This is a genomic window from Flavobacterium erciyesense, assembly GCF_018069925.1.
Lineage (GTDB): Bacteria > Bacteroidota > Bacteroidia > Flavobacteriales > Flavobacteriaceae > Flavobacterium > Flavobacterium erciyesense.
Genome location: NZ_JAGPXB010000006.1, coordinates 130,057 through 152,653 on the forward strand (window position 1 = coordinate 130,057; position 22,597 = coordinate 152,653).

At 34.7% G+C, this 22,597-nt stretch carries 21 protein-coding genes; 3 read left to right on the forward strand and 18 right to left on the reverse strand.

Annotated features, from left to right (window positions below; translation table 11 throughout):
• The first annotated feature begins 30 nt into the window (after positions 1 to 30).
• From KBJ98_RS08580 to KBJ98_RS08590, 3 genes are all read left to right on the forward strand, one after another.
• Positions 31 to 1,464, forward strand: a complete 1,434-nt coding sequence (locus KBJ98_RS08580) for a leucyl aminopeptidase family protein (RefSeq protein ID WP_210789518.1) — start codon at positions 31 to 33, stop codon at positions 1,462 to 1,464.
• Between the two features lie 3 nt (positions 1,465 to 1,467).
• Entirely contained in the window at positions 1,468 to 2,682 is a 1,215-nt protein-coding gene (locus KBJ98_RS08585; protein ID WP_210789520.1) for an ATP-grasp domain-containing protein, read from the forward strand.
• Between the two features lie 80 nt (positions 2,683 to 2,762).
• Entirely contained in the window at positions 2,763 to 4,415 is a 1,653-nt protein-coding gene (locus KBJ98_RS08590; RefSeq protein ID WP_210789682.1) for a M1 family metallopeptidase, read from the forward strand.
• 65 nt (positions 4,416 to 4,480) lie between these two features.
• Here KBJ98_RS08590 and KBJ98_RS08595 read toward each other — a convergent pair whose 3' ends face one another.
• From KBJ98_RS08595 to KBJ98_RS08680, 18 genes are all read right to left on the reverse strand, one after another.
• On the reverse strand, positions 4,481 to 5,356 hold the full coding sequence (locus tag KBJ98_RS08595; protein WP_210789522.1) for a sugar phosphate isomerase/epimerase family protein: 876 nt from the start codon (positions 5,354 to 5,356) through the stop codon (positions 4,481 to 4,483).
• A gap of 19 nt (positions 5,357 to 5,375) precedes the next feature.
• A complete protein-coding gene (locus KBJ98_RS08600; protein ID WP_210789523.1) occupies positions 5,376 to 6,269 on the reverse strand; it encodes a hydroxypyruvate isomerase family protein in 894 nt (297 codons plus the stop codon).
• 6 nt (positions 6,270 to 6,275) lie between these two features.
• Positions 6,276 to 7,514 (reverse strand): nucleoside permease, encoded by a 1,239-nt coding sequence (locus KBJ98_RS08605; RefSeq protein ID WP_210789525.1) that lies wholly within the window; start codon positions 7,512 to 7,514, stop codon positions 6,276 to 6,278.
• A gap of 50 nt (positions 7,515 to 7,564) precedes the next feature.
• Complete coding sequence (locus tag KBJ98_RS08610; RefSeq protein ID WP_225899091.1) at positions 7,565 to 8,302, reverse strand: 3-keto-disaccharide hydrolase; 738 nt, start codon at positions 8,300 to 8,302, stop codon at positions 7,565 to 7,567.
• A 28-nt stretch (positions 8,303 to 8,330) separates the two neighbouring features.
• Complete coding sequence (locus tag KBJ98_RS08615; protein WP_210789528.1) at positions 8,331 to 9,788, reverse strand: Gfo/Idh/MocA family protein; 1,458 nt, start codon at positions 9,786 to 9,788, stop codon at positions 8,331 to 8,333.
• A 77-nt stretch (positions 9,789 to 9,865) separates the two neighbouring features.
• Entirely contained in the window at positions 9,866 to 10,240 is a 375-nt protein-coding gene (locus KBJ98_RS08620) for a c-type cytochrome (RefSeq protein ID WP_210789530.1), read from the reverse strand.
• A gap of 18 nt (positions 10,241 to 10,258) precedes the next feature.
• The gene (locus tag KBJ98_RS08625) at positions 10,259 to 11,311 is read right to left on the reverse strand and encodes a sugar phosphate isomerase/epimerase family protein (protein ID WP_210789533.1); all 1,053 of its coding nucleotides are present in this window, start codon (positions 11,309 to 11,311) and stop codon (positions 10,259 to 10,261) included.
• 33 nt (positions 11,312 to 11,344) lie between these two features.
• Positions 11,345 to 12,511 carry a Gfo/Idh/MocA family protein gene (locus KBJ98_RS08630; RefSeq protein ID WP_225899092.1) on the reverse strand — a complete coding sequence of 389 codons (1,167 nt, stop codon included), beginning with the start codon at positions 12,509 to 12,511 and terminating at the stop codon, positions 11,345 to 11,347.
• Positions 12,512 to 12,515: 4 nt separating this feature from the next.
• On the reverse strand, positions 12,516 to 14,219 hold the full coding sequence (locus tag KBJ98_RS08635) for a GMC oxidoreductase (protein ID WP_210789536.1): 1,704 nt from the start codon (positions 14,217 to 14,219) through the stop codon (positions 12,516 to 12,518).
• A 47-nt stretch (positions 14,220 to 14,266) separates the two neighbouring features.
• Positions 14,267 to 14,830, reverse strand: a complete 564-nt coding sequence (locus tag KBJ98_RS08640; RefSeq protein WP_210789539.1) for a gluconate 2-dehydrogenase subunit 3 family protein — start codon at positions 14,828 to 14,830, stop codon at positions 14,267 to 14,269.
• Between the two features lie 424 nt (positions 14,831 to 15,254).
• Positions 15,255 to 16,445 (reverse strand): hypothetical protein, encoded by a 1,191-nt coding sequence (locus tag KBJ98_RS08645; protein ID WP_210789546.1) that lies wholly within the window; start codon positions 16,443 to 16,445, stop codon positions 15,255 to 15,257.
• Between the two features lie 12 nt (positions 16,446 to 16,457).
• Entirely contained in the window at positions 16,458 to 17,288 is an 831-nt protein-coding gene (locus KBJ98_RS08650) for a type 1 glutamine amidotransferase (RefSeq protein ID WP_210789548.1), read from the reverse strand.
• A gap of 23 nt (positions 17,289 to 17,311) precedes the next feature.
• Positions 17,312 to 18,421, reverse strand: coding sequence for a carboxylate-amine ligase (locus KBJ98_RS08655; protein WP_210789550.1), 1,110 nt, complete (start codon positions 18,419 to 18,421; stop codon positions 17,312 to 17,314).
• A gap of 68 nt (positions 18,422 to 18,489) precedes the next feature.
• Positions 18,490 to 19,431, reverse strand: a complete 942-nt coding sequence (locus KBJ98_RS08660) for an ATP-grasp domain-containing protein (protein ID WP_210789552.1) — start codon at positions 19,429 to 19,431, stop codon at positions 18,490 to 18,492.
• 18 nt (positions 19,432 to 19,449) lie between these two features.
• Positions 19,450 to 20,163 (reverse strand): esterase family protein, encoded by a 714-nt coding sequence (locus tag KBJ98_RS08665; RefSeq protein WP_210789554.1) that lies wholly within the window; start codon positions 20,161 to 20,163, stop codon positions 19,450 to 19,452.
• Between the two features lie 338 nt (positions 20,164 to 20,501).
• Positions 20,502 to 20,897 (reverse strand): glyoxalase, encoded by a 396-nt coding sequence (locus tag KBJ98_RS08670; RefSeq protein WP_210789555.1) that lies wholly within the window; start codon positions 20,895 to 20,897, stop codon positions 20,502 to 20,504.
• 85 nt (positions 20,898 to 20,982) lie between these two features.
• Positions 20,983 to 22,254: a mechanosensitive ion channel family protein gene (locus tag KBJ98_RS08675; RefSeq protein ID WP_210789569.1), complete on the reverse strand. Its 1,272-nt coding sequence runs from the start codon at positions 22,252 to 22,254 to the stop codon at positions 20,983 to 20,985.
• Positions 22,247 to 22,531: a DUF3817 domain-containing protein gene (locus KBJ98_RS08680; RefSeq protein ID WP_166134399.1), complete on the reverse strand. Its 285-nt coding sequence runs from the start codon at positions 22,529 to 22,531 to the stop codon at positions 22,247 to 22,249. The genes KBJ98_RS08675 and KBJ98_RS08680 overlap by 8 nt, the downstream gene beginning before the upstream one ends.
• Positions 22,532 to 22,597 lie beyond the last annotated feature (66 nt).

The following is a 22,597-nucleotide window of genomic DNA, read 5'->3' on the forward strand; positions in this document are numbered from 1 at the left end:
AGTTCGTATAACTAGTTTACAGACATCATTATGAAAATAAAAATCATTCCAGATTTAGAAACCTTTTCAGGTACAATCTTGATTCCAATGTTTGAGAATGAAGAGGTAGATAGAACCATAATAATATCAGAAAACACCTCAGTACCATCAACTCTTTTTAGCGGAAAAAAAGATAGCACTTATGCGTTTCAAGATAAAAATAATTTGTGTTTGGCAATTGGTTTGGGAAAACAAGCCGATTATAAAACAATAAAAACTATTTTTAGACGTGTAGCAGCAAAACAGCAAGATCTGCTAAATGAAGGTGTTGCCATACTAATTTCAGAAAATTTTTCTGCAACTCAGGTTGAAGCGATCATTTCTGGCCTTTTATTAGGAACTTATAATTTGGGACATTACAAAAAAGAGCAAAAGAATCATGCTTTTTTAAATCCGAATTTCATTTTAAACATAGTCACTACTTCAAATTTCAAATCCGCAGCTGAGAGAGGAATTAAAATTGCTCATGCGCAATTGGCAAATTTCCATTTGGTAGATCTGCCACCAAATACCGTTACACCCAAGTATCTCGCCAATTGGGCTGTAGAAAAAGGAAAACAATATGGTTTTGATGTAGTTGTTTTAGGCCATGAAGATGCCAAAATTGCAGGACTTGGTGCTTTTTTAGCCGTAGGTAAAGGTAGTGAGCAAGAGCCGCAGTTTGTCATAATGAAATATGTACCAAAGAACGCTGTTCAGCCACTTAAGCACGTGGGATTAGTAGGTAAAGGCATTACTTTTGACACAGGAGGCTTGAATATAAAAACTGCGGGGATGTTGCATATGAAGTGCGATATGGCAGGTGGAGCAGCTGTATTTGGTGCCATGCAATTAATAGCTGATTTGCAAATACCTATTCAAGTAACCGCTATTGTTCCTTGTGCGGAGAATGCGGTAGATGCCAAGTCTTTTTTACCAAGCGATGTAATTAAAAGCTATAGTGGTCATTCCATTGAAATTATTGACACTGATGCTGAGGGCCGACTTATCTTAGCTGATGCTTTGTCCTACATGATCAAGAATTTTAATCCTGAATATCTAATTGATATTGCTACATTAACAGGTAGCAGTGTAGGTACTTTTGGCTATGAATGCGGTGCATTATTTACGAACAACTCTAAAATAGCGGAGCAATTACAAGTAAATGGGGACGAAATTGGCGAAAGACTGTGGCAGTTACCACTTTGGGACTGTTACAAAAGTGATATTCAAAGTGATATTGCAGATGTGAAAAACTATAGTGGAAAAGCAGTTGCAGGAGCGATTAGTGCGGCTAAATTTTTAGAATATTTTACAAACGAGCATCCTGCTTGGGCTCATTTAGATATTGCAGGCGTTGCATTTGGCGATGATGAATTTGCTAAAAGTAAACACGCAACAGGTTATGGCGTACATTTATTAACTTCATTTGTTGAAAATCTTTAAGTTATGAAAAATTCCAAAAATTTTCTTTGCATCTCGAATTACTTTAAAGGGACAGATTTTTTAACTCATTTAAGCAAATTAAACAACAATGTTTATTTGGTTACTAGCGAAAAATTAAGAGATAAACCTTGGCCTCACCAACATATAAAAGAAATTTTTTATATGGAAGGTCTGGACGTCGACTGGAATTTAGAGCATTTATTATTAGGTGTAGGTAACTTTATGAAATCTACAAAAATTGATGCCATTGTAGCTCTAGATGATTATGATGTAGAAAAAGCAACTTATTTGCGTGAAAATTTACGAATAGACGGAATGGGGCAAACAACCGGAAGATACTTTAGAGACAAATTGGCCATGCGCATGAGAGCGAAGAGTTGTGCAATTCCAATACCTGCTTTTTGTTCTCTTTTTAATGATCATGACATCAATACTTTTGCAGATACTGTAGCGGCTCCGTGGGTTCTCAAACCAAGATCTGAAGCTTCGGCATCAGGAATCATAAAAGTATATGATAAAGAAACACTTTGGATTCACATCAACGAGCTTGGTAACAATAGATTTAAATACCTTTTAGAACAGTTTAAACCTGGTGCCGTGTACCATTGTGACAGTTTAATTTCAAATGGTCAAGTCATTTTCAGTTTAACATCGAAGTATTTGGCGACCCCGATGGAAATATCGCAAGGTGGTGGCGTTTTCAGAACAGCTAATGTACACTATGATTCAGAGGATGATTTAGTTATCAAAGAATTAAACGTTCAGGTCATGAAAAGTTTTGGTTTAAAGCATGGTGCCGCGCACACCGAGTTCATCAAAAATGAAGAAACTGGTAAAATGTATTTTCTTGAAACTTCGTCAAGAGTAGGAGGCGCTCATATAGCCGAAATGGTGGCAGAGGCATCTAATATTAATTTGTGGAAAGAATGGGCTGCAATTGAAAATTCATTGGCCAAAGGAACGGCATACCAATTACCAACCGTTAAAAAAGAATATGCTGGTATTGTGCTCACACTTTCAAAGTACCAACATCCGAACTTAGCCGCTTTTTCTGACCCAGAAGTTTGCTTTAAAGTTCCTTTAGAATACCATGCGGGAATCATTGTTAAATCAGATAACGCGGAACGTATACAATTTCTATTAGAAGATTATGGAACCCGATTACGGGAAGATTTTACAGCTGTAATAGAGCAAGTTAAAGTGGATAATTTACATTAATACTTACAATAAAATCAACAAGATAAAATCACTTTTTTAAAATGAATAAATTATTAGATCTTGTTGTTCATATACGAATCATGAAAAAAACGTTTATTTTTATTTTATTAGGCCTTTCAGTTCAAGCAAGTTTAGGACAAGAGCTTTTGCAGAAAAACATAGAAAAATTTTCACATCAGGACAGCTTGCGTGGCAGTATTACAAAGGAGCGCGCTTGGTGGGATCTAAAAAAATACCATCTTGATATTAAAGTTAATCCTCTAGATAGCACAATCAGTGGATCAAATACAATTACGTATCAAGTTTTGGAAAATGAAAAAAAGATGCAAATAGATTTGCAACAACCAATGCAAATTTCTAAAGTCATTCAAAACGGAAAACAAGTTTCTTTTCAAAGAGACGGTAATGTATTCTATCTTAACTTGACGGAAGCTCAAACAAAAGGAAGTATACAACAAGTACAGATTTTTTACAACGGAAAACCAAAAGTAGCTGTTAATCCACCTTGGGATGGCGGAATTACTTGGAAAAAAGATGCCAATGGAAAATTTTTTATAGCTTCCTCTTGTCAAGGTCTAGGTGCAAGCGTTTGGTGGCCTAACAAAGATCACATGTATGACGAAGTAGAGAATATGTTAATCAGTGTGAATGTTCCATCCTCATTGACCAACGTATCAAATGGTCGTTTGCAAAGTATCAAAAAATTAAAAGATGGAACGAGTACTTTTACTTGGTATGTTGCCAATCCGATTAACAATTACGGCGTAAATATTAATATTGGAGATTATGTTTCTTTTTCAGAAAAATACAAAGGTGAAAAAGGAAATTTAGATTGTACGTATTATGTTTTGAGGGATAATTTAGCAAAAGCCAAAAAACAATTTAAAGACGTTCCTAAAATGTTGAAAGCTTTTGAACATTGGTTTGGACCATATCCATTTTATGAAGATAGTTACAAATTGGTTGAAGCGCCGTACCTTGGAATGGAACATCAAAGTAGTGTAACATACGGAAACGGATATCAAAATGGGTACCGTGGCAGGGATCTAAGCGGAACAGGATGGGGATTAAAGTTTGATTTTATAATCATACACGAGTCTGGACACGAATGGTTTGCGAATAATATTACTTACAAAGATATTGCTGACATGTGGATTCATGAAAGTTTTACGAACTACTCTGAAAGCCTCTTTTTAGAGTATTACTACGGAAAGGAAGCTGGATATACTTATGTGAGAGGTCTTAGAAATATAATTGAAAATGATAAACCTATAATTGGTAAATACGATGTAAACAATGAAGGTTCGGGTGATATGTATCCTAAAGGAGCAAACATGTTACACACCATTCGCCAATTAGTGAATAATGATAAAAAATGGAGGCAAATATTGAGAGGATTGAATAGTACTTTTTATCACCAAACGGTAACAACCAAGCAAATTGAAGATTATTTATGCAAGCAAACTGGAATTGATTTGTCAATGATTTTTAATCAATATTTAAGAGATGTTCGTGTACCAAAATTAGAATATTCTGTAAAGAACAAGCAACTTTTATATCGCTGGACAAATACTGTGCAAGGTTTTAATATGCCTTTAAAAATTACTCTAAATGGCAAAGATGAATTATTACAACCAGAAAATCAGTGGAAAACAATTCCATTATCTAATAATGAACTTAAATTGGTAATAGATCCGAACTTTTATGTAGAAACTTTAAAAGTAACAGAATAATTTAAATACTCAACAAAAAAGGGATACTGATTGCATCCCTTTTTTGTTGAGTATTTTATTAAAGTTTAAATTAAATTTTTCTTGATATAGTTAAAACTTGTTGCTGCTGATTCTATCGGATTAGGTTTGTAATTTGATTCATGTTCCAAGAAAAAACGTTTCATTCCCGCTTGTTTTGACTCAGCAAATATTGCTTTAAAGTCGATAGCACCTGTGCCAATTTCGGCATTAAAATCAGGATTTACTTTATCCATATCTTTTACGTGCCACATACTAAAGCGACCTGGATATTTTTTAAACAATTCTAGAGGATTATTTCCAGAACGAACAACCCAATACAAATCCATTTCAAAATCAACTAAATCTTTGTCTGTGTTGTTTAGTAAAATTTCATATCCGTTTGTTGCTCCAAATTTGGCGAATTCAAAATCATGATTGTGGTATGCCAATTTGAGTCCACCACTTTTACAAATACCACCAATTTTGTTTACATGTTCTGCTAATTTTTTGTAAGCATCTGCACTTGTTCCTCTCAAATCAGCAACTATATAAGGAACTGTAATATATGAACTACCTAAAGTATTAGCTGTTGTAATGTAATCAGAAACTAAATCAGTAGATCCATCTTTAATCATGCTATTGAAATCAAAATGGTTGCTACTTGCTTTTAAACCAATATCATCTAACATTAATTTAAAATCTTTCACACTTGTTCCAAAAAATCCTGTCTTAGGAGCGTATCCAAAAGTTTCTACTTCTGTAAATCCAGCTTTGCCCACTTGCGCCAAAACACCTTTAACATCTTTAGGTAATGTATCACGCAATGTCCATAATTGAATCCCGATGGCTTTTCTTTTAGCTTCAAAAGCAAAACTTGGAGCAATTGCTAAAGCACCTAATGCTAAACTGGTATTGATTAGAAATTCTCTTCTTTTGTTCATGATCTTTATTTTTTTAAAGTTAAATGTCACAAATTGTTATGGCTTGTTGCAACGAAGCTAATTTATTAGAGTTAGAAGGTATAAATTCTTGACCTACAAAACCTTTAAAACCTGTTTTTGCAATGGCTTTCATAATTGCAGGACAGTTCAATTCTTGGCTATCGTCAATTTCATGTCTTCCGGGAACTCCAGCGGTATGATAATGTGCAATGAATTGATGATTATTTGCAATTGTACGAATAACATCTCCTTCGTCAATTTGCATATGGTAAATATCATACAGTAATTTAAAGTTTGGAGAATTAATGCGTTTCGCTAAAGCAACACCCCAAGATGTTTTATCACACTGATAATCTTTATGATCAATTTTACTGTTAAGTAATTCCATGACTAAAGTGACGTTGTGTTTTTCGGCAAGTTTTAGTAGTGGTTGTAACCCAATTGCGCAATTTGCTAAACCTTCTTCATCCGATTTTCCTCTTTTGTTTCCACTAAAACAAATAAGATTAGAATATCCTGCAGCCGCGACCCTAGGAATCATATCACTATATCTTTTTTGTAATTGCTCATGGAAAATAGGATCATTAAAACCATCAACAAGATTAAGTTCAGCTCCATTGCACATGGTAGAAACTAAATTGTATTTTTTTAAAATTGGCCAAGCGTCAGGACCTACCAAATCAATTCCAGTAATACCTAACTTTTTAGCTTCTTGACAAAGAGTTTCTAAATCTAAATGGTCAAAACACCAGCGAGAAACCGAGTGATTGATTGTGCCTTTTAGTTTAATACTTTTAGCAGAATTAAAACTTTGAGACTGACCAAATGCCGCCATTTGGCTTGCAAAACCTAAACTTGCTGTACTTGCCAAAATACCTTTTATGGCTGATCTTCTGTTTAACGATTCGCTCATGATGCGCTAGATTGAATTAACAGCTGGATTACCTTCCTTTTTTTGGTCAAATAATAAAGCAAAAATCACAAAAACAAAGAAAGCAATAGCTGCTGGAGCAATCCAAACTACTTGCCAATTAATAGCTCCACCTGCAAGCTTGTAATTATCAGTAATCCAACCTGCAACTGCAAATCCTATTAACATTCCAACGCCATAAGTAGCTAGAGTAATTAATCCTTGGGCAGCACTTTTATATTTTTCTCCCGCTTTTGAATTGGTATAAATTTGACCCGAAACAAAAAAGAAATCGTAGCAAATACCGTGAAGTGCAATTCCAATAATAAGCATAAAACTTAAGTCATTGCCGTTCCCGTAAGCAAATAGAAGGTAACGAACAGCCCATGCCAACATACCTATTAAGATTGTCTTCTTAAAGCCATAGCGACTAAAAAATACAGGAATAAAAAGTAAAAACAAAACTTCAGAAATTTGACCGATTACCATTTTACCTGTTGGTCCTTCAATACCCGTTTGGGATAAGTAAAGATTGGCGTTTTGATAGTAGAATGCCAATGGGATACAAATAAGAATTGAAGAGATAAAAAAAACAGCAAAGTTTCTATCCTTTAAAAGTTTTAAAGCATCTAAGCCTATTATATCGGCAATTTTTACTTTTTCGTCGCTACCTTTTGGCGGAGTAGCTGGTAAAGCAAAACTAAAAAGCCCTAATAGTAAAGAAGCACCACCTGCAAGTAGGAATGTGTTTTTAAGTAATCCGTCACGAAGTCCTTCTGTAGAATCCCAATGAAAAATATAGCTAATAGCTAAGCCAGCAATTATCCAACCAAGAGTTCCAAAAACTCTAATGTTTGAAAATTCTTTTTCAGGATCTTTCATTTGATTAAAAGATACTGAATTGACTAGGGCCAATGTAGGCATGAACAAAATCATGTAACTTAGCACATAAGTATAAAAAGCAGAAACATCCGAAGATTGATACATTTGGTACATTAAAAAGGCACCAATTATATGTAAAATACCTAGAATTTTTTCTGCATTAAAGTAGCGATCAGCAATTAAACCAATGATGAAAGGAGCAACAATGGCACCCCAAGATTGTGTTGAAAAAACAGCAGCGCTCTCTGACCCTGAAGCCTTTAAATTACTTCCTAAAAAAGTTCCTAATGTAACAAACCATGCGCCCCAAACGAAAAATTCAAGGAACATCATAATGGATAGTTTTACTCTGGTTGTAGTATTCATTGGTTAAAATAATAAGTGGTTTGGTTAGTTAACAGCATTCTTTTTTCTAATTACATTCCAGCTTCACAGCCAGTAGTAACCTTCATGGTATTCCATTCTTTAATCATAATATTTCTAAACCAAACATTATCACCATGATCTTGCAGGGCAATCTTACCTTTTTTGAAAGTTCCAAATCCTGGCCAAGTAGCAAATTTGCTACCAGCAATTAGATTTTTAAAATTAGGATCCCACAAGGTAGTCTCTATAATTTTTACGCCATTCAATTGAAAAGTAAGTTTTCCAAATTTGCAAACTATATCGACAGAATTCCATTCACCAGCTGGTTTTACAGGCTCTGAACTACTTTTTATCAAATCGTACAAATCACCCGCTCTGTGTTTTTCAATTTTTGCATCAGGATGTCCTGCATTGTCTAACACTTGCATTTCAATACCTGTTTCGTAAGTGTTTTTATATTTTGTCAAATCTTCATTGACATAAAAAATAATTCCACTGTTGGCATTTGATACTACTTTCCATTCTAATTTTAAATGGAAATTTTCATATTCTACATCAGTTACTAAATCGCCACCTTGACCGTCTTTTGCGGCAGTAGGATCAAAATGCAACATACCATCTTCTATTTTCCAAGCACTTCCCGCTGTTTTTTTTCCGTAAGTATGCCATCCCGCAGTTGATTGGCCGTCAAATATCGATTTAAACCCTTTTGGAACAGCTGCTTGCTGTGCATTTGATGTTTGCATTGCAACTAGCAAAACAAACGCTGAACTAATATTTTTAATCATTTTAATTTATTTTTAATTATTCTAAAAATTATAAAGTAAGTGCTTTCCAGCCTTCACGGTAATCACGTTTCACAAATTGATTTACTTCATCAAAATTGGTAATTTTCATTGCATTGTTATCCCAAAGTAATTTAGCTGAACGACCAGGATACACTTCTTCACCAAGCTCTTCACGAATTACATCATATCCTCTTACAGCTAAATTAGCCATAAGCAACGCTTCTGTTAATGGTCCCGCTACTTCAAATGGAGAACTCAATTCTGTTTTTCCGTAGCCAGCAATAGCCGCTTCAACCCATTGTTTGTAATGACCTTCGGCGCCACCATCAACTCTAGCATATTTTTTAGCCACTTTTAGGTTTTCATTTTTACTCAATGGTAACAATCTTGGATTTAATCCATAGGTATCGCACATCATTTTTCCCTTGGTTCCCGTAAACAAAGTTCCGTTACCACCATCTCCAAATATTTCATTTGGAGCTAATTCATCCGGACGTTCTGGCTGAATTCCGCCGTCCATCCAGTGTACTTTAACATCTCCTTTTGTTTTACTTGTTTTAGGAAAGGTAAGGGTAACATGACTTGATGGAGGACAACTTTCTGGAAAGTAACCTCTTTGGAATTCATCAACATATACAGAGCCAACGCTACATTGAACATCTTTTGCATATTGCAAACCTAATACGCTAAATGGAGCTTCTAATAAATGACAACCCATATCCCCCAAAGCTCCTGTGCCATAATCCCACCAACCGCGCCAGTTAAAAGGCACCAATTTATTTACATATTCTTTAAATGGAGCAGTACCCAACCACAAATCCCAATCTAATTCAGTTGGAACTGTTGCATTGTTTGCTGACCAAGGAATTCCTTGTGGCCACACAGGACGATCTGTCCAAGCATGTATCGTGTGAACATCTCCAATAAGTCCTGCTTCGTACCATTCTTTCATTATTCTAGTTCCATCATTTGAGGCACCTTGATTCCCCATTTGTGTCACTACTTTGTATTTTTTAGCTGCCTCTGTTAAAATTCTTGCTTCAAAAATATCGTGAGCAATCGGTTTTTGTACATAAACGTGCTTACCCAATTGCATTGCGGCAAGCGCCTGAATAGCATGGTTATGGTCTGGAGTTGATACAGAAACGGCGTCAATATTCTTATGTTCCTTATCTAACATTTCACGCCAATCCTTATAAAATTTAGCTTTTGGAAAGGCTTTAACACTATCAGCTGCTCTACGAGTATCTACATCACACAAAAATGAAATATCTGCTTTTCCACTTTTAGCAAACATCGCAATATCTGAACGACCTTTACCACCAACACCAATTCCAGCTACAGATAGGCGGTCACTAGGAGCGATAAATCCTCTACCTAATACATGACGAGGCACAATCATAAAGGCTGCGGCAGCAACAGCAGTTGTTTTTATAAAGTCGCGACGATTATTTGTTATTTGATTATTTTCTTCTTTTGGTTTCATGGTTATTTTTCGATTAGATAATAAAAAGGAATCAAACGCTAATTATTTCGAACCTTTTGATTAGAAAAGAGTCTGTCTTATTTTTTTAAAGATAAGATGTATTTTGCCATTGATTTAGCATCTTCCTTTTTAATTGATCCATGAGCTGACATTGGGACAGCCCCCCAAACACCAGAACCTCCCTTGATGATTTTCCCACTCAAATAAGCTATATTTTTATCATTCAACGGATATTTCTTTGCAATATCTAAATAGGAGGGACCAATAAGTTTTTTATCAATTTTATGGCAACCAATACAATCCGATTTAGCAATTAGTTTTTCACCATCAGAGCCCTGATAGACCGCAGATGTTTTTTTGGTAATCGCAATGTATTTAGTTGATAAAGCTGGGGTTGAAAATGAAGTCAAGGCCAATAAAGCTGCTCCAAACAATACAAATTTTAGTTTCATTTTAGTTTATTTATAGTTTTATAGTCCTAAGTTTTTTCGATTGAATGCTTGATCAGTAGCTACTGCTGCAAAATCATCAAATGCTTTATCTGTCACTTTAATGATATGATTTTTGATAAATTCTGCACCTTCTCGAGCACCATCCTCTTGATTTTTTATACAGCATTCCCATTCCATAACAGCCCATCCTTTAAAATCATATTGTGCTAGCTTGCTAAAAATAGTTTTAAAGTCTATTTGACCATCACCCGGAGAACGATACCTACCAGCTCTATTGGCCCAATTTTGGTATCCGCCAAATGTGCCTTGTTTTCCTGTTGGATTGAATTCAGCATCTTTTACATGAAATGCCTTTATACGTTCGTGATAAAAATCGATGTATTGAATATAATCTAATTGCTGTAAAACAAAATGAGAGGGATCGTATAATAAACAAGCTCTTTTATGATTATTGACTGCCTTTAAAAACATTTCGTAGGTTTCACCATCGAACAAATCCTCACCAGGGTGTATCTCGTAACACACATCAACTCCGTTGTGATCAAATTCATTTAAAATAGGAGTCCAACGCTTGGCTAGTTCTGCAAATCCCTCCTCAACCAATCCTGCCGGTCGTTGTGGCCAAGGATGAAAATATTGCCATAATAAGGAACCGCTAAAAGTAGCATGTTCAGTCAAACCTAAGTTTTGAGATGCTTTTGCAGCGAACATCATTTGCTGTACTGCCCATTCTTGACGCGCTTTTGGATTTCCATGTACATTTTTTGGTGCAAATGCATCAAAAAAATCATCATAGGCTGGGTGTACCGCCACTAACTGGCCTTGTAAATGAGTAGATAATTCGGTGATTTCTAAACCATAGGAGGCTATTTTTCCTTTCAGTTCATCAGCATAGGTGGTACTTTCGGCAGCTTTTTGAAGATCTATAAATCGTGAATCTAGAGTAGGCATTTGAATACCTTTAAATCCTAAATCAGCAGCCCATTTACATATACCATCTAAGGAATTGAAAGGTGCTGTATCACCAATAAATTGTGCTAAAAAGACTGCTGGTCCTTGAATTGTAGTCATATAATTCGTTACATGTTTATTACTTGTAGTTATCTAGACAACGAAAGGTGTCCATTTTAAATCTGATTCGGATGAAGCAACAACATTATCAATAAATGCCATACCGCGAACTCCATCAACAACCGTTGGAAAGTCGAGCATTTCTGGACTTGGTTCCGTTCCTTGTAATTTACATTGCAATGTGAGCGCAAAATTTCTATAAATATTAGCAAATGCTTCTAAATATCCTTCTGGATGTCCACCAGGCGTGCGGCAATTATGAGTAGCAAAAGATGATAAATGACTGTAATTAGAACCAGCTCGTAAAATTTGAGTTGGTTCAGTCAACCATTTAACTATTAAAGAATTCGGATCGTGTTGTAGCCATTCTATACCACCATTTTCCCCATAAACTCTAATTTTTAAAGCATTTTCTTCACCTGCAGCAACCTGCGATGCCATTAATACTCCTTTCGCTCCATTTTCGAATTTGAGTAATACAGCTCCATCATCATCCATAACACGGCCGTCAACCAAAGTATTCAATTCTGCACAAACCGCGGTAATTGAACTACCAGTAATATATTCAGCTAGATGTGCTGCATGAGTACCAATGTCGCCCATTACAGAACTTTTACCTGATTTTTTTGGGTCAGTTCTCCACGCTGCCTGCGCATTACCCTCTCTTTCGGAAAGTCTACTCAACCAGCCTTGCGGATATTCTACCCAAACCTTTCTAATTTTCCCTAACTTACCTTCTTTAACCATGGCTTTTGCCTGTTTTACCATAGGATATCCAGAGTAGGTGTGGGTCAGACACAATGTTAAACCCGTTTCATTGACCTTATCTTGTAGTAACTTCGCCTCTTCAAGAGAAAACGTAATTGGCTTTTCGATCACTACATTAAAACCATGTTCTAAAGCCATCATAGCCGGAGCAAAATGAGCAAAATTAGGAGTAACAATTGTTACAAAATCTATTCTTTCTTCTGAAGGCAAAGCAGCTTCAGACTTAATCATTTCTTCATAACTAGTATAAGTTCTAGACTCAGGTAAAAAAAGTGCTCTGCCAGATGCAATAGCAGTTTCGGGATTGATACTTAGCGCACCACAGCTCAATTCAATTAAGCCATCCATATTTGCTGCTAAACGGTGAATTGCTCCAATAAAAGCATCTTGTCCACCGCCGATCATTCCCATTCTTAATTTTCGTAATGCCATTGCTTTAGATATTACCTTTTTTTAATTCTTTAACTGCATAATCACAAGCACGTGCTGTAAGAGCCATAAATGTTAATGATGGATTTTGACATGCAATGGATGGCATACAAGAACCATCGGTAACAAAAACATTACTCACTTCGTGCATTTGATTCCATTTATTTAAAACTGATTCTTTCGGATCGTTACCCATACGTGCAGTTCCCATTTCGTGAATTGCCATTCCTGGATAACAATCATTATCGTAAGTTTTAACGTTTTTAATACCAGAAGCTTCTAACATTTCTGCAGCATCATTCATCATGTCTTCTCGCATTTTAGCCTCATTTTCTTTGTGCTCACAATCAATGGCAAGAACGGGTTGACCCCATTTGTCTTTACGAGTATGATCTATATAAACTCTATTTTCATAGTAAGGGAGCATTTCTCCAAAACCACCTAGACCCATACTCCAAGAATCTGCAGGTAATGACATAGTTTCTTTAAAGTTTTGACCAAAGGCTAACTCGGCTACTTCTTTGTGCCAAGAACCTCTACTTGCGCCACCTTGGTAACCAAAACCACGTAAATAATCGCGTTTGTCACTACCGTAGTTTTGATATCGCGGAATGTAAATTCCGTTAGCTCTTCGACCGTAAGTGTATTTGTCTTCAAAACCTTCAGCAGTTCCTTCAGCACCACAGCGGAAATGGTGATCCATTAAATTATGACCTAAATGACCACTAGAATTTCCTAGTCCATTAGGATGAGCTTCTGATGTTGAATTTAATAAAATGAAAGTTGACCCTAAAGTTGATCCATTTACAAAAACAATTTTTGCATAAAACTCCATGGTTTCATTAGTTTCGGCATCAATAACCATAACACCTTTTGCTTTTTTTGTATCCTTATCATAAATGATATGATTTACAATAGAGTAGGGTCTTACAGTTAATCTTTTAGTAGCAGTAGCTGCTGGTAACGTAGAAGATTGGGTGCTAAAATAAGCACCAAATGGACAACCTCTACTACAAAGATTACGATACTGACAACTACCGCGGCCTTTGTGGGGAACGGTTAAGTTGGCTGTTCGTCCGATAGTCAAAATGCGTGTATTGTTATAGTGTTTTTCTAATCTTTCTTTAACTGATTTTTCGACACAGTTTAAATCCATTGGAGGCAAAAATTTACCATCTGGCAGCAAAGGCCAATTTTCTGCTTGGCCACTAATTCCAGCAAATTTCTCTACATAATCATACCATTTGGCTAAGTCTTTATAACGTATTGGCCAGTCATTACCATAACCGTCTTTTTTGTTATCTTCAAAATTATGATCGCTAAAACGATAACTTTGTCTGCCCCACATTAATGACTTGCCACCCATGTGAAAACCTCTGTACCAGTCAAATCGTTTGTCCTCAGTATAAGGGCAATCTAAATCATTTACCCACCATTTTTCAGTTGCTTCGTTGTATGGATAATCTCGTGTTTGTACAGGGTGCGTGCGTTTCTGTTCTTGTGTTAATTTTCCTGCTCGCTCAAATTCCCAAGGAGCTTTCATTGCCGACTCGTAATCTTTAATGTGCTCGATATTCATACCGCGTTCTAGCATTAGCACACGCATTCCTTTTTCGGTTAGTTCTTTTGCTGCCCAACCACCACTTATTCCTGAACCTACTACAATAGCATCATAGGTGTTTTCTGCTTTTAAATTGGTATTAATGTTCACGTTTAGTTTTTTTTGGTTTAAAATTCTAGTTTTTTGATTTTTAGCATTTAATTAGTTGCCCAAGCTTTTTGTCCTGGTTTGTAATCTGCATTACCATCGTATCGTCCTGGAACAGGTAAATATTCTCTTGCTTGTGTACAACCAATTTCTGATGAATAATACCCCAAAATAGTTAGATCTCTCGCAAGAAGAAAGAAGGAAGGAACTCTATTGGTTGCAATAGCTTCCTCTCTTAAGTCTTCCATTAGTTTTTGACGTTCTGCTGGCGAAGTGGCTAAAAACTCTTTATTAAAATCTTTTACACATTTGTATTGCATTGCTTTTAGCCCTGTTGCGAATACTTCTTGCATTTCAACTGAATAACAATCTTTAATAATCATTGGAATAAAAGTACCCAAACCTGCTGCTTTAGCACCAGGAGAGGAAGCAGTTGTTGGAATGATGATTTCGGCAAATTCAGCCAAAATAGCTTCATCTGTTGCCGTAAAGCTTAGTTTTTTGTTTTCGTCAATAGGCGAACTAAAACTTTCAAACAAAACGCCCATAGTTGTTGCTGAGATTGCGCTTCCCATTAAAAACGCAACGCTTTTAAGTGCTTCTCTTCTATTCATTTGCTGATTATTAAAATTAATTATGGTAACAAAATTATTAGAACTACACAATAATAAAGAAAAAAAAAGCAGCTTGATTTTTTTTATGTTAAAAAAATAAATTATTCCATTTTTGACATTTTATTAAGTAAAACAATTTAAAAAATTCAGCAATTGGGTTTACAACTGTCTATTTTTCAGCAAAAAAATAGAACTCACAAAAATTTAAAAGCTTAAAAATGTGATATTAAGGAGATTTTGAAGATATTTTATAAATTAAAGATTACAAAATAAATCAAAAAAAAGGACTAAACCGTTTTATCATTGCGTTAAAATGACTTAATAGAAAAAAAATGCTACTAATTTGCATAGTACAACAGTTCATGATTTCAAGGAAAAAAAACTGAAATTGTATCTAAAGCGGTTACAATGTAAAAATGAATTCTTATTTTTCAAACAACCCGATCGATCCGCCAACCCAATTAGCATCTTTATTAAATTTTACGCCAATCATTTCACCTCGACTCAAGCGAACTAAATTACAAAGTAGAGTGGGAGCGCTATCATTTTTATCCCAAGTACAAAGTATTCTAACTTCGGCTTTTACTTTACCAGTAGGTGATTGTATAATTGGAGCATAGGTTACTTTTTTTTGCAAAATGTAGAGGTCTTTTTCGACTATATTTTCAATATCTTGGCGTGTTACATGAAAAATAACTCCAGCACCAGCAAATGAAAATAGAGGTTTCAAAACATAATTTTCTAAATCAGTTGGAATTTCTTTGAGTTCGCTGACTAATGTCGTTTCAATACAATACTTTCCTTTTAACATCGGTAGTATAAATTTGCTGATTCGGAAAAACCAATTGGGATGTCCTGCCCACTCTATATCAAGTTCATCAGTAAAACTAAAATTCAAGTCTAAGTCAGTTCTTGCCTCTAATTCATCAAAAATGACACGATTGTAAATTCGTTTTATTTGTTTTTGTTCGCCATGTTTGTTGGTGTAATATAATCTATTTTCTTTTTTTATCACCGCTGTGACACAAACTACAGCTACTCCTAAATCGCGTTCACAATAATAAAAATCAATTTTTGTGTTTTGTTTTTCAGGTTCAATTTCTAGTAATATTACATCTTCTGGTAAATGATTACCACAAATTATTTTTTGTAAAATGCTTATGTATTTATGTTTTGAAATGCCGTTGATGAAAGGTGTTAATTCATCCAGAAAAGGATAATGATTTTTAAATTTCTCATAAAGATTCATTTGATAATTGAATAAAGATGGAAATCCTTGTACCTCAATCAATTTTGGTATAATCTTTTCATTTTCTATGCAAATACCAAAATCAATGGCTAAAAAAGTGGTGTGATTGTCTTCGTTAGGAACATTGCAATGAGGAGGTACTGCTTTTTGTGTAAGCTTTTTAAAATCATCTTGTTGGATAAAAGAAATAATTTCGTGACAACCTTCAATCAATTGATCTTTAAGCGTACTTGGAATAAAAAAAGGGGTTTCGGAGACTCTAAAGGTTGGTAAATAGTCAAAATCAGAGGCGATATCGGCTTTCAAATTTTCGTATTTCTGCTCGGAAAATTGCGAGTTGAATAATTCCCTATATTTTTCAATCATGTGAGACTGGTTTTAATTCGAAATCATTTTTTTTGTCTTAATCAAATCATTAATTGCGATTCGAAGAAAGTTCGGAATCAGAGTTTCGTTTGTTCTATAAATTTTATCATCATCTAATAAATCTTCCAACATTGAACGAAATTTACGTTCCCCTTTCATCGCTTTAATTCTTTCTTTGGTTTCTTTATTTCTTAGGAAGGTTACAAAACTTATTGGATCTGCTTCTGGATGAAATTGTGTGCCAACAAAATAATCGGTAAACCGAACAGCCATAATTGCTCTTTCATACTGAACATGATCTCTGATTTTTTCGAGAGAAATGATACGAGCTCCTTTTTTACTAAAAACGCTTAATTTAGGTTGTACTACTTGATAATCACGTGAATCAATAGCATAAAAAGGATCGGGAAGTCCATCAAATAGAGGATCTACAAGACCTTCTTTGGTTTTATGAATTGACATAACTCCAAACGAAGTATCATTTCGTTTGGTCACTTTTGCTAAACCAAAGTGCTGGCAAGCCATTTGAAATGAATGACAAATAAATAACATGTGCTTTTTTATATCATTTTTTGCATTCCATGCCGATAAAGCGTCAATAAATTCATAATATTTTTTATCCCAATTTCCATCACCTTCAAGAGGGTTTCCTGGCCCACCGGTCGAAATATAAATATCGTATTTTTTAATATCAGGTAATTCACATTTTTGGCGAACATCAAAAATATCATAACGTACAACCGGATGAAACCTATTGATCACATCAATTATACAACGCATGCCCTGATTGGGTTGTCCGTTATACATGTCTAAAAGTGCAATTTGTAATGGTTTTGGTAGCATATCCGTAGATTAAATATTTAAAATTATAAGCCTTTGGTAAATTCGGATGTAATGAAATCAACTACACTTGTTAGCTGTCCTGTTTCATTAAAAACAGCCAATTGTTTGTCTGCACCGGTGCCATCTTTTAATATTTCATGAACAAAGTTAATTTCGTTTCTGCTTCCTAGTTCGTCTACTACATCATCAATAAAATCGAGTAATTCAAGTATAAGCATCTTGGTTGATACCTCTTTTTGTAACCCAAAATCAATCATATTGTTTTCTATTCCGTAGCGCGCTGCTCTAAATTTGTTTTCCTTGATTAATGCTAACCTATAGATATTAAAACTAGTGTTGTTCATGTTTAATTTGTACAATTTAGCCACAATAGCTTGAATTATAGCTACGATACAAATAGTTTCATCAACGGTAAGTGACATGTCACAAATTCTAAATTCGATAGTATTATAAAATGGATGCAAGCGCAAGTCCCACCATATCTTTTTAGGATTATCGATACAATTGGTTTTTACCAAAGTGTCTAAATAATTATCATAAGAACTTACTGAATCAAAGTATTCAGGCAAACCTGTTCTTGGGAACTTGTCGAAAACCTTTGTTCTAAAAGATTTATAACCTGTTTGTCTGCCTTCCCAAAAAGGAGAGTTCGTCGAAAGAGCAAAAATATGTGGTAAGAAATAGGTGGCTTGGTTCATTAATTGTAAACCGATTTCACGATTTTCAATTCCAACATGACAATGCATTCCAAAAATTAAATTTGAACGTGCGGCATCCTGAAGTTCATTTACAATATCATGGTAACGAGGATCATCTGTAATAGGCTGGTCTTGCCACTTTGAAAAGGGATGCGTACCAGCTCCGCCTACAATTAAATTTTGCTTATCGGCCAATTCGACAATTTTAGAACGTAAAAACCGAATCTCATTTTTGGCGTCGTGAATATTTTTACAAATATTAGTACCTACTTCAACCACTGATTGATGCATTTCGGCCTTAACTTGTTCGTTCAATATAATTTTGGCGCCATCTACAATTTTAGATAGATGTGAACGTAAATCTCTAGTATCAGGATCTATAATTTGGTATTCTTCCTCTACACCAAGCGTAAATACAGGTAATTTCTTTAGCATAATTATATTTTTAGTGTTTAGTCTTAGTCGCAGCTTTCAGCTTATTTACTGAATACTTTGAATGAAAACTATCTTACTGCATCCTTGATAAAATCACCCCAAGTTAAGTTTATTTTACCAGATTTTTGTTTTTTAGCTGCAGCAATTGCCATCTTAGCAGCTTCTTCAACAACCCATTCAAAATTAGCTTCACCTACAGATGTAATTTCGGCATCAGGAGCAGGATTTCCAAAATCTATTGCATAAGGAATACCATCTCTAACAGCAAATTCAACGGTATTAAAATCGTAACCTAAGCCTTTGCATAAGCGCAATGTATAATCCTTTATAGTTGCTAATAATTTTTTATTTGCAGGTGGTCCATCGAGAACATATCTTAAATGATGGGGATTTCTAGGTTCATATTGCATAATGCGAACCGCCTTTCGACCTAAACAATACACTCTAAAATATTCAGTAAAAACGATTTCTTCCTGCAAAAGCATTACTAATTGACCTGTTTCTTGATGTTTTTGCCAAAATTCTTCTTTGTTTTCAAGACGATACACGTTTTTCCAGCCACCGCCTGCGTAGGGTTTCATGTAGGCAGGAAATCCGACGTACTCAAATATTCCATCCCAATCCATAGGATATTTCAAGTTGCGAAAAGATTTTTCGGTAGTATCTGTAGGATGGTCGGCAGACGGTAAAATAACCGTTTTAGGCAAAGGAACGCCCAAAGTATCTGCCAAGGAATTATTGAAAAATTTATCGTCAGCACTCCACCAAAAGGGATTGTTAATCACATTAGTACCTGTTAAAGCAGCATTTTTTAAATAGGCTCTATAAAAAGGAACATCTTGAGAAATTCGATCAATAATAACAGCATATTCTCCGTCCTTATTTTGCACCACTTTGTCAATTGTTACCGCTTCGGCAATAATGCCTTTTTCATTTTTTGAATTAACTCGATCAATAAAGGCTTGCGGAAAAGAGTCTTCCATGCCAAATAAAATTCCAATTTTTTTCATCTTGATTCTTTTGTATTGTTAAAAAAACTTAATTCGTGATAAATAATGCGGAAACATTTCTTTCCATAAGGGCCAATCGTGATTTTGTTCTGGCCTGATATCTAACCAATGGTGAATATTCCGATTACTCAAGATCTTGCTCATTTTTAAATTGGCATCAAAGCAAATATCCCAATTTGAAGTTCCTAAAACGATATCAATATTCCACAATTCATAATCGTTAAGACCGAATAAATAATCTTCGGGGCTGTTGTAAAAAACGTTATCATTGTGAAAGCCATCCATGAAATTTTTGATACTGAAAGCACCGCTCATAGCAAATAAATGGCTGACATATCCAGGATGACGAAATGCAAAATTTGCAGCATGATAGCCTCCAAAACTACAACCTGCAATTGCAATTTTCCCTGTTGGACTATGGTGCTTTATTTTTTCGACAATTTCGTGGCAAATCATTTTATCGTATTGAACGTGGTTTTCGATACGATGAACAGGATGAATATTTTTATTGTAAAAACTGTTTTTATCTATACTATCGGGGCAAAAAATCTGAATTAAACCTTGATCTAAATACCATTTTGCCGATTCAACCAATCCCATATCCTTGTTTTCATGAAAACTCCCCATAGAGGTAGGAAACAGTAAAACAGGATAACCAGCATGCCCAAAAACTAGCATTTCAATTTCTTGATTGAGATGCGGGGAGTGCCATTTGAAATAATCTTCCGTCATAAAATTTATTTTAAACAAGTATAACGAAAAAAACGTATGAATTTTATGTGAATTTTAAAATCGCAAGACAATTCAAGGATATCAAATAGACGCGTACTATTTCAATCAAATGTTTAAAATGGACGATGTTAAAATGCCAAAATTGCATTTTTACTAAAAAATTAACAAATCTTAATTTAGAGATAAGCAATAAACATTGTTAAAACCTATAAAAATAAGTTTAGATTTTGATCAGAAGTACTTTTTTTAGAGAAAACATGCACTAAGTCTCTAATAAATAGAGTATTAAATTTATATTTTTTCTCTTTAAATTTTGACAAATCTCTTTTTGGGAACATTTATTTAGTAGCAAAATACTGTAACTGACTTTTTAAGCGCTCTAATAGCATGCTCATCATTCGTTTGTTTAGATGTGATGCGTTAAGACTGTATAAATCATATTCTTGTGTGGTAAAAAGACCAATAATAATTCCTTGACATTTATTTCTGAAGGCAGTATCTTTTAGCACGGCGTTCTCCATAAGCGCCATTTTCTTCTCCAGCGTAAGATTGTAAAAATCAACTTTGCTGTTTTGAGCATAGGAGTTAAATATACTCAAGAACAGGTCGTTTTGTAGTTTTAAAATAGGTCGTAAAACTTGGTTTTGAAAATGCTCAGCAGGGGTAGTAGCTTCGTTGATAGAGCCTATAGTTTGACCTCTAAAGTCATTTAAAAAAGAATCTCTTGTTGTCATTTTTTTTTATTAAAGGTAAACAATACCGCAAGACTCAACGTTATGTAAGCTTAATTTAGTTGTTAAGATTATTATGATACTACCGCTATTTATCTTTTTTAAATCCATCAAGTGTGTTCTCTGACATAGTTTCAAACAATTCAAGACCAAAATAGGGTGCTGCCGCAATAATATGATCGAAAATGTCTGCCATTATATATTCGTAATTCTCGAATCGTTTATCATGCGAAAAAACATAAACTTCAAGCGGTACGCCATGTGCTGTCGATTGTAACTGTCTACAAAGCAAGAGCATATCCTTATTCACACCTGGATAATGAGATAAATACTCGGTAATGTATTTTCGAAAAACACCCAAATTAGTCAAGTTTCTGCCATTTATAGGAAGTGATTTATTTATGCCGTTTTGCAGATTGAATTGATCAATTTCTTGTTTACGGGTGGCAAGGTACGTGGTAATATGCTGAATTTTACTTAATTCTAAAAGATCATTATCGTCAAGAAATCGAATACTACTCGTTTTTATTAAAATATGCCTTTTAATTCGTCTTCCGTCTGAATTCAGCATGCCTCGCCAGTTTTGGAACGAATCGGAGCTTAAACTATAGGTTGGAATTGTGGTTGTGGTATTATCAAAATTTCGAACTTTTACGGTAGCTAAATTTATTTCAATTACATCACCATCAGCACCAAATTTGTCCATTGTAATCCAATCGCCAATGCGTACCATATCATTTATTGAAACCTGAACGCTTGAAACGAATCCGAGAATTGTATCCCTGAAAATTAAAATGATTACCGCAGAAACAGCTCCTAATATCGTTAACAATTCCTTCTTATCAATATCAAATAATTTAGAAACAATCAACGTGCTACCCACAACCCACAGCATAATCATGATAACTTGAATGAAGCTATCAATGGGTTTGTCGCTATAGCGTGGTTTCAGCTTTAAATAATCGCGCAAGGCATTAAAAATGGTGCGGATAATCCACAAAACCAAAACAATGATATAAATACCAACCAATTTGCCAAATACGCCCTCCCAATATTCAAATCGTTCTAAAATGACAGGTACAGACTTGTAAATAAATAAAAGCGGAATCAAATGCGCGATGTACTTGGCTGTTTTATTGGAAACCAATAAATCGTCAAATTTCGTTTTAGTTTTTTTAGCAATGATAGCTAAAATGGTCACCAAAACTAGGCGAAAGACAACATAAATAATATATGAAATAGTACATAAAACGATAATATTTATTACCAAACTCAAATACGAGGCGACACTACTTCCTAAACCCCATTTTCTAAAAATAGGGTAGAGGAATGTGAAGATTGCTTCTATGTATTTAAACATTTTTTAGGTATTTTTTATCTACATAAAAAGTTCCGAAAGGGATTAAGGAGCCTAAACAGATAATTCCGAATTTTTTCCAATCCCAATTTTGTTCAAATTTCAGCATTATTGCTAATATAATGTAGCTAACAAATAGGAGACCATGTGCCATTCCTATTGGAAAAAGTAACGTTTTATAAAGAACTAAATTTGTAGGTTTTACAATTAGCATATTTGAAAACAATGCCAAATAAGAAACTCCTTCTAATAAAGCGACAATTTTGAAAATTTTAAGCATGATATTTTCTTTAAGGTATAAAAAACAAAATTAGCTATTATCACGCAATTTTCTGTAACGGAAACC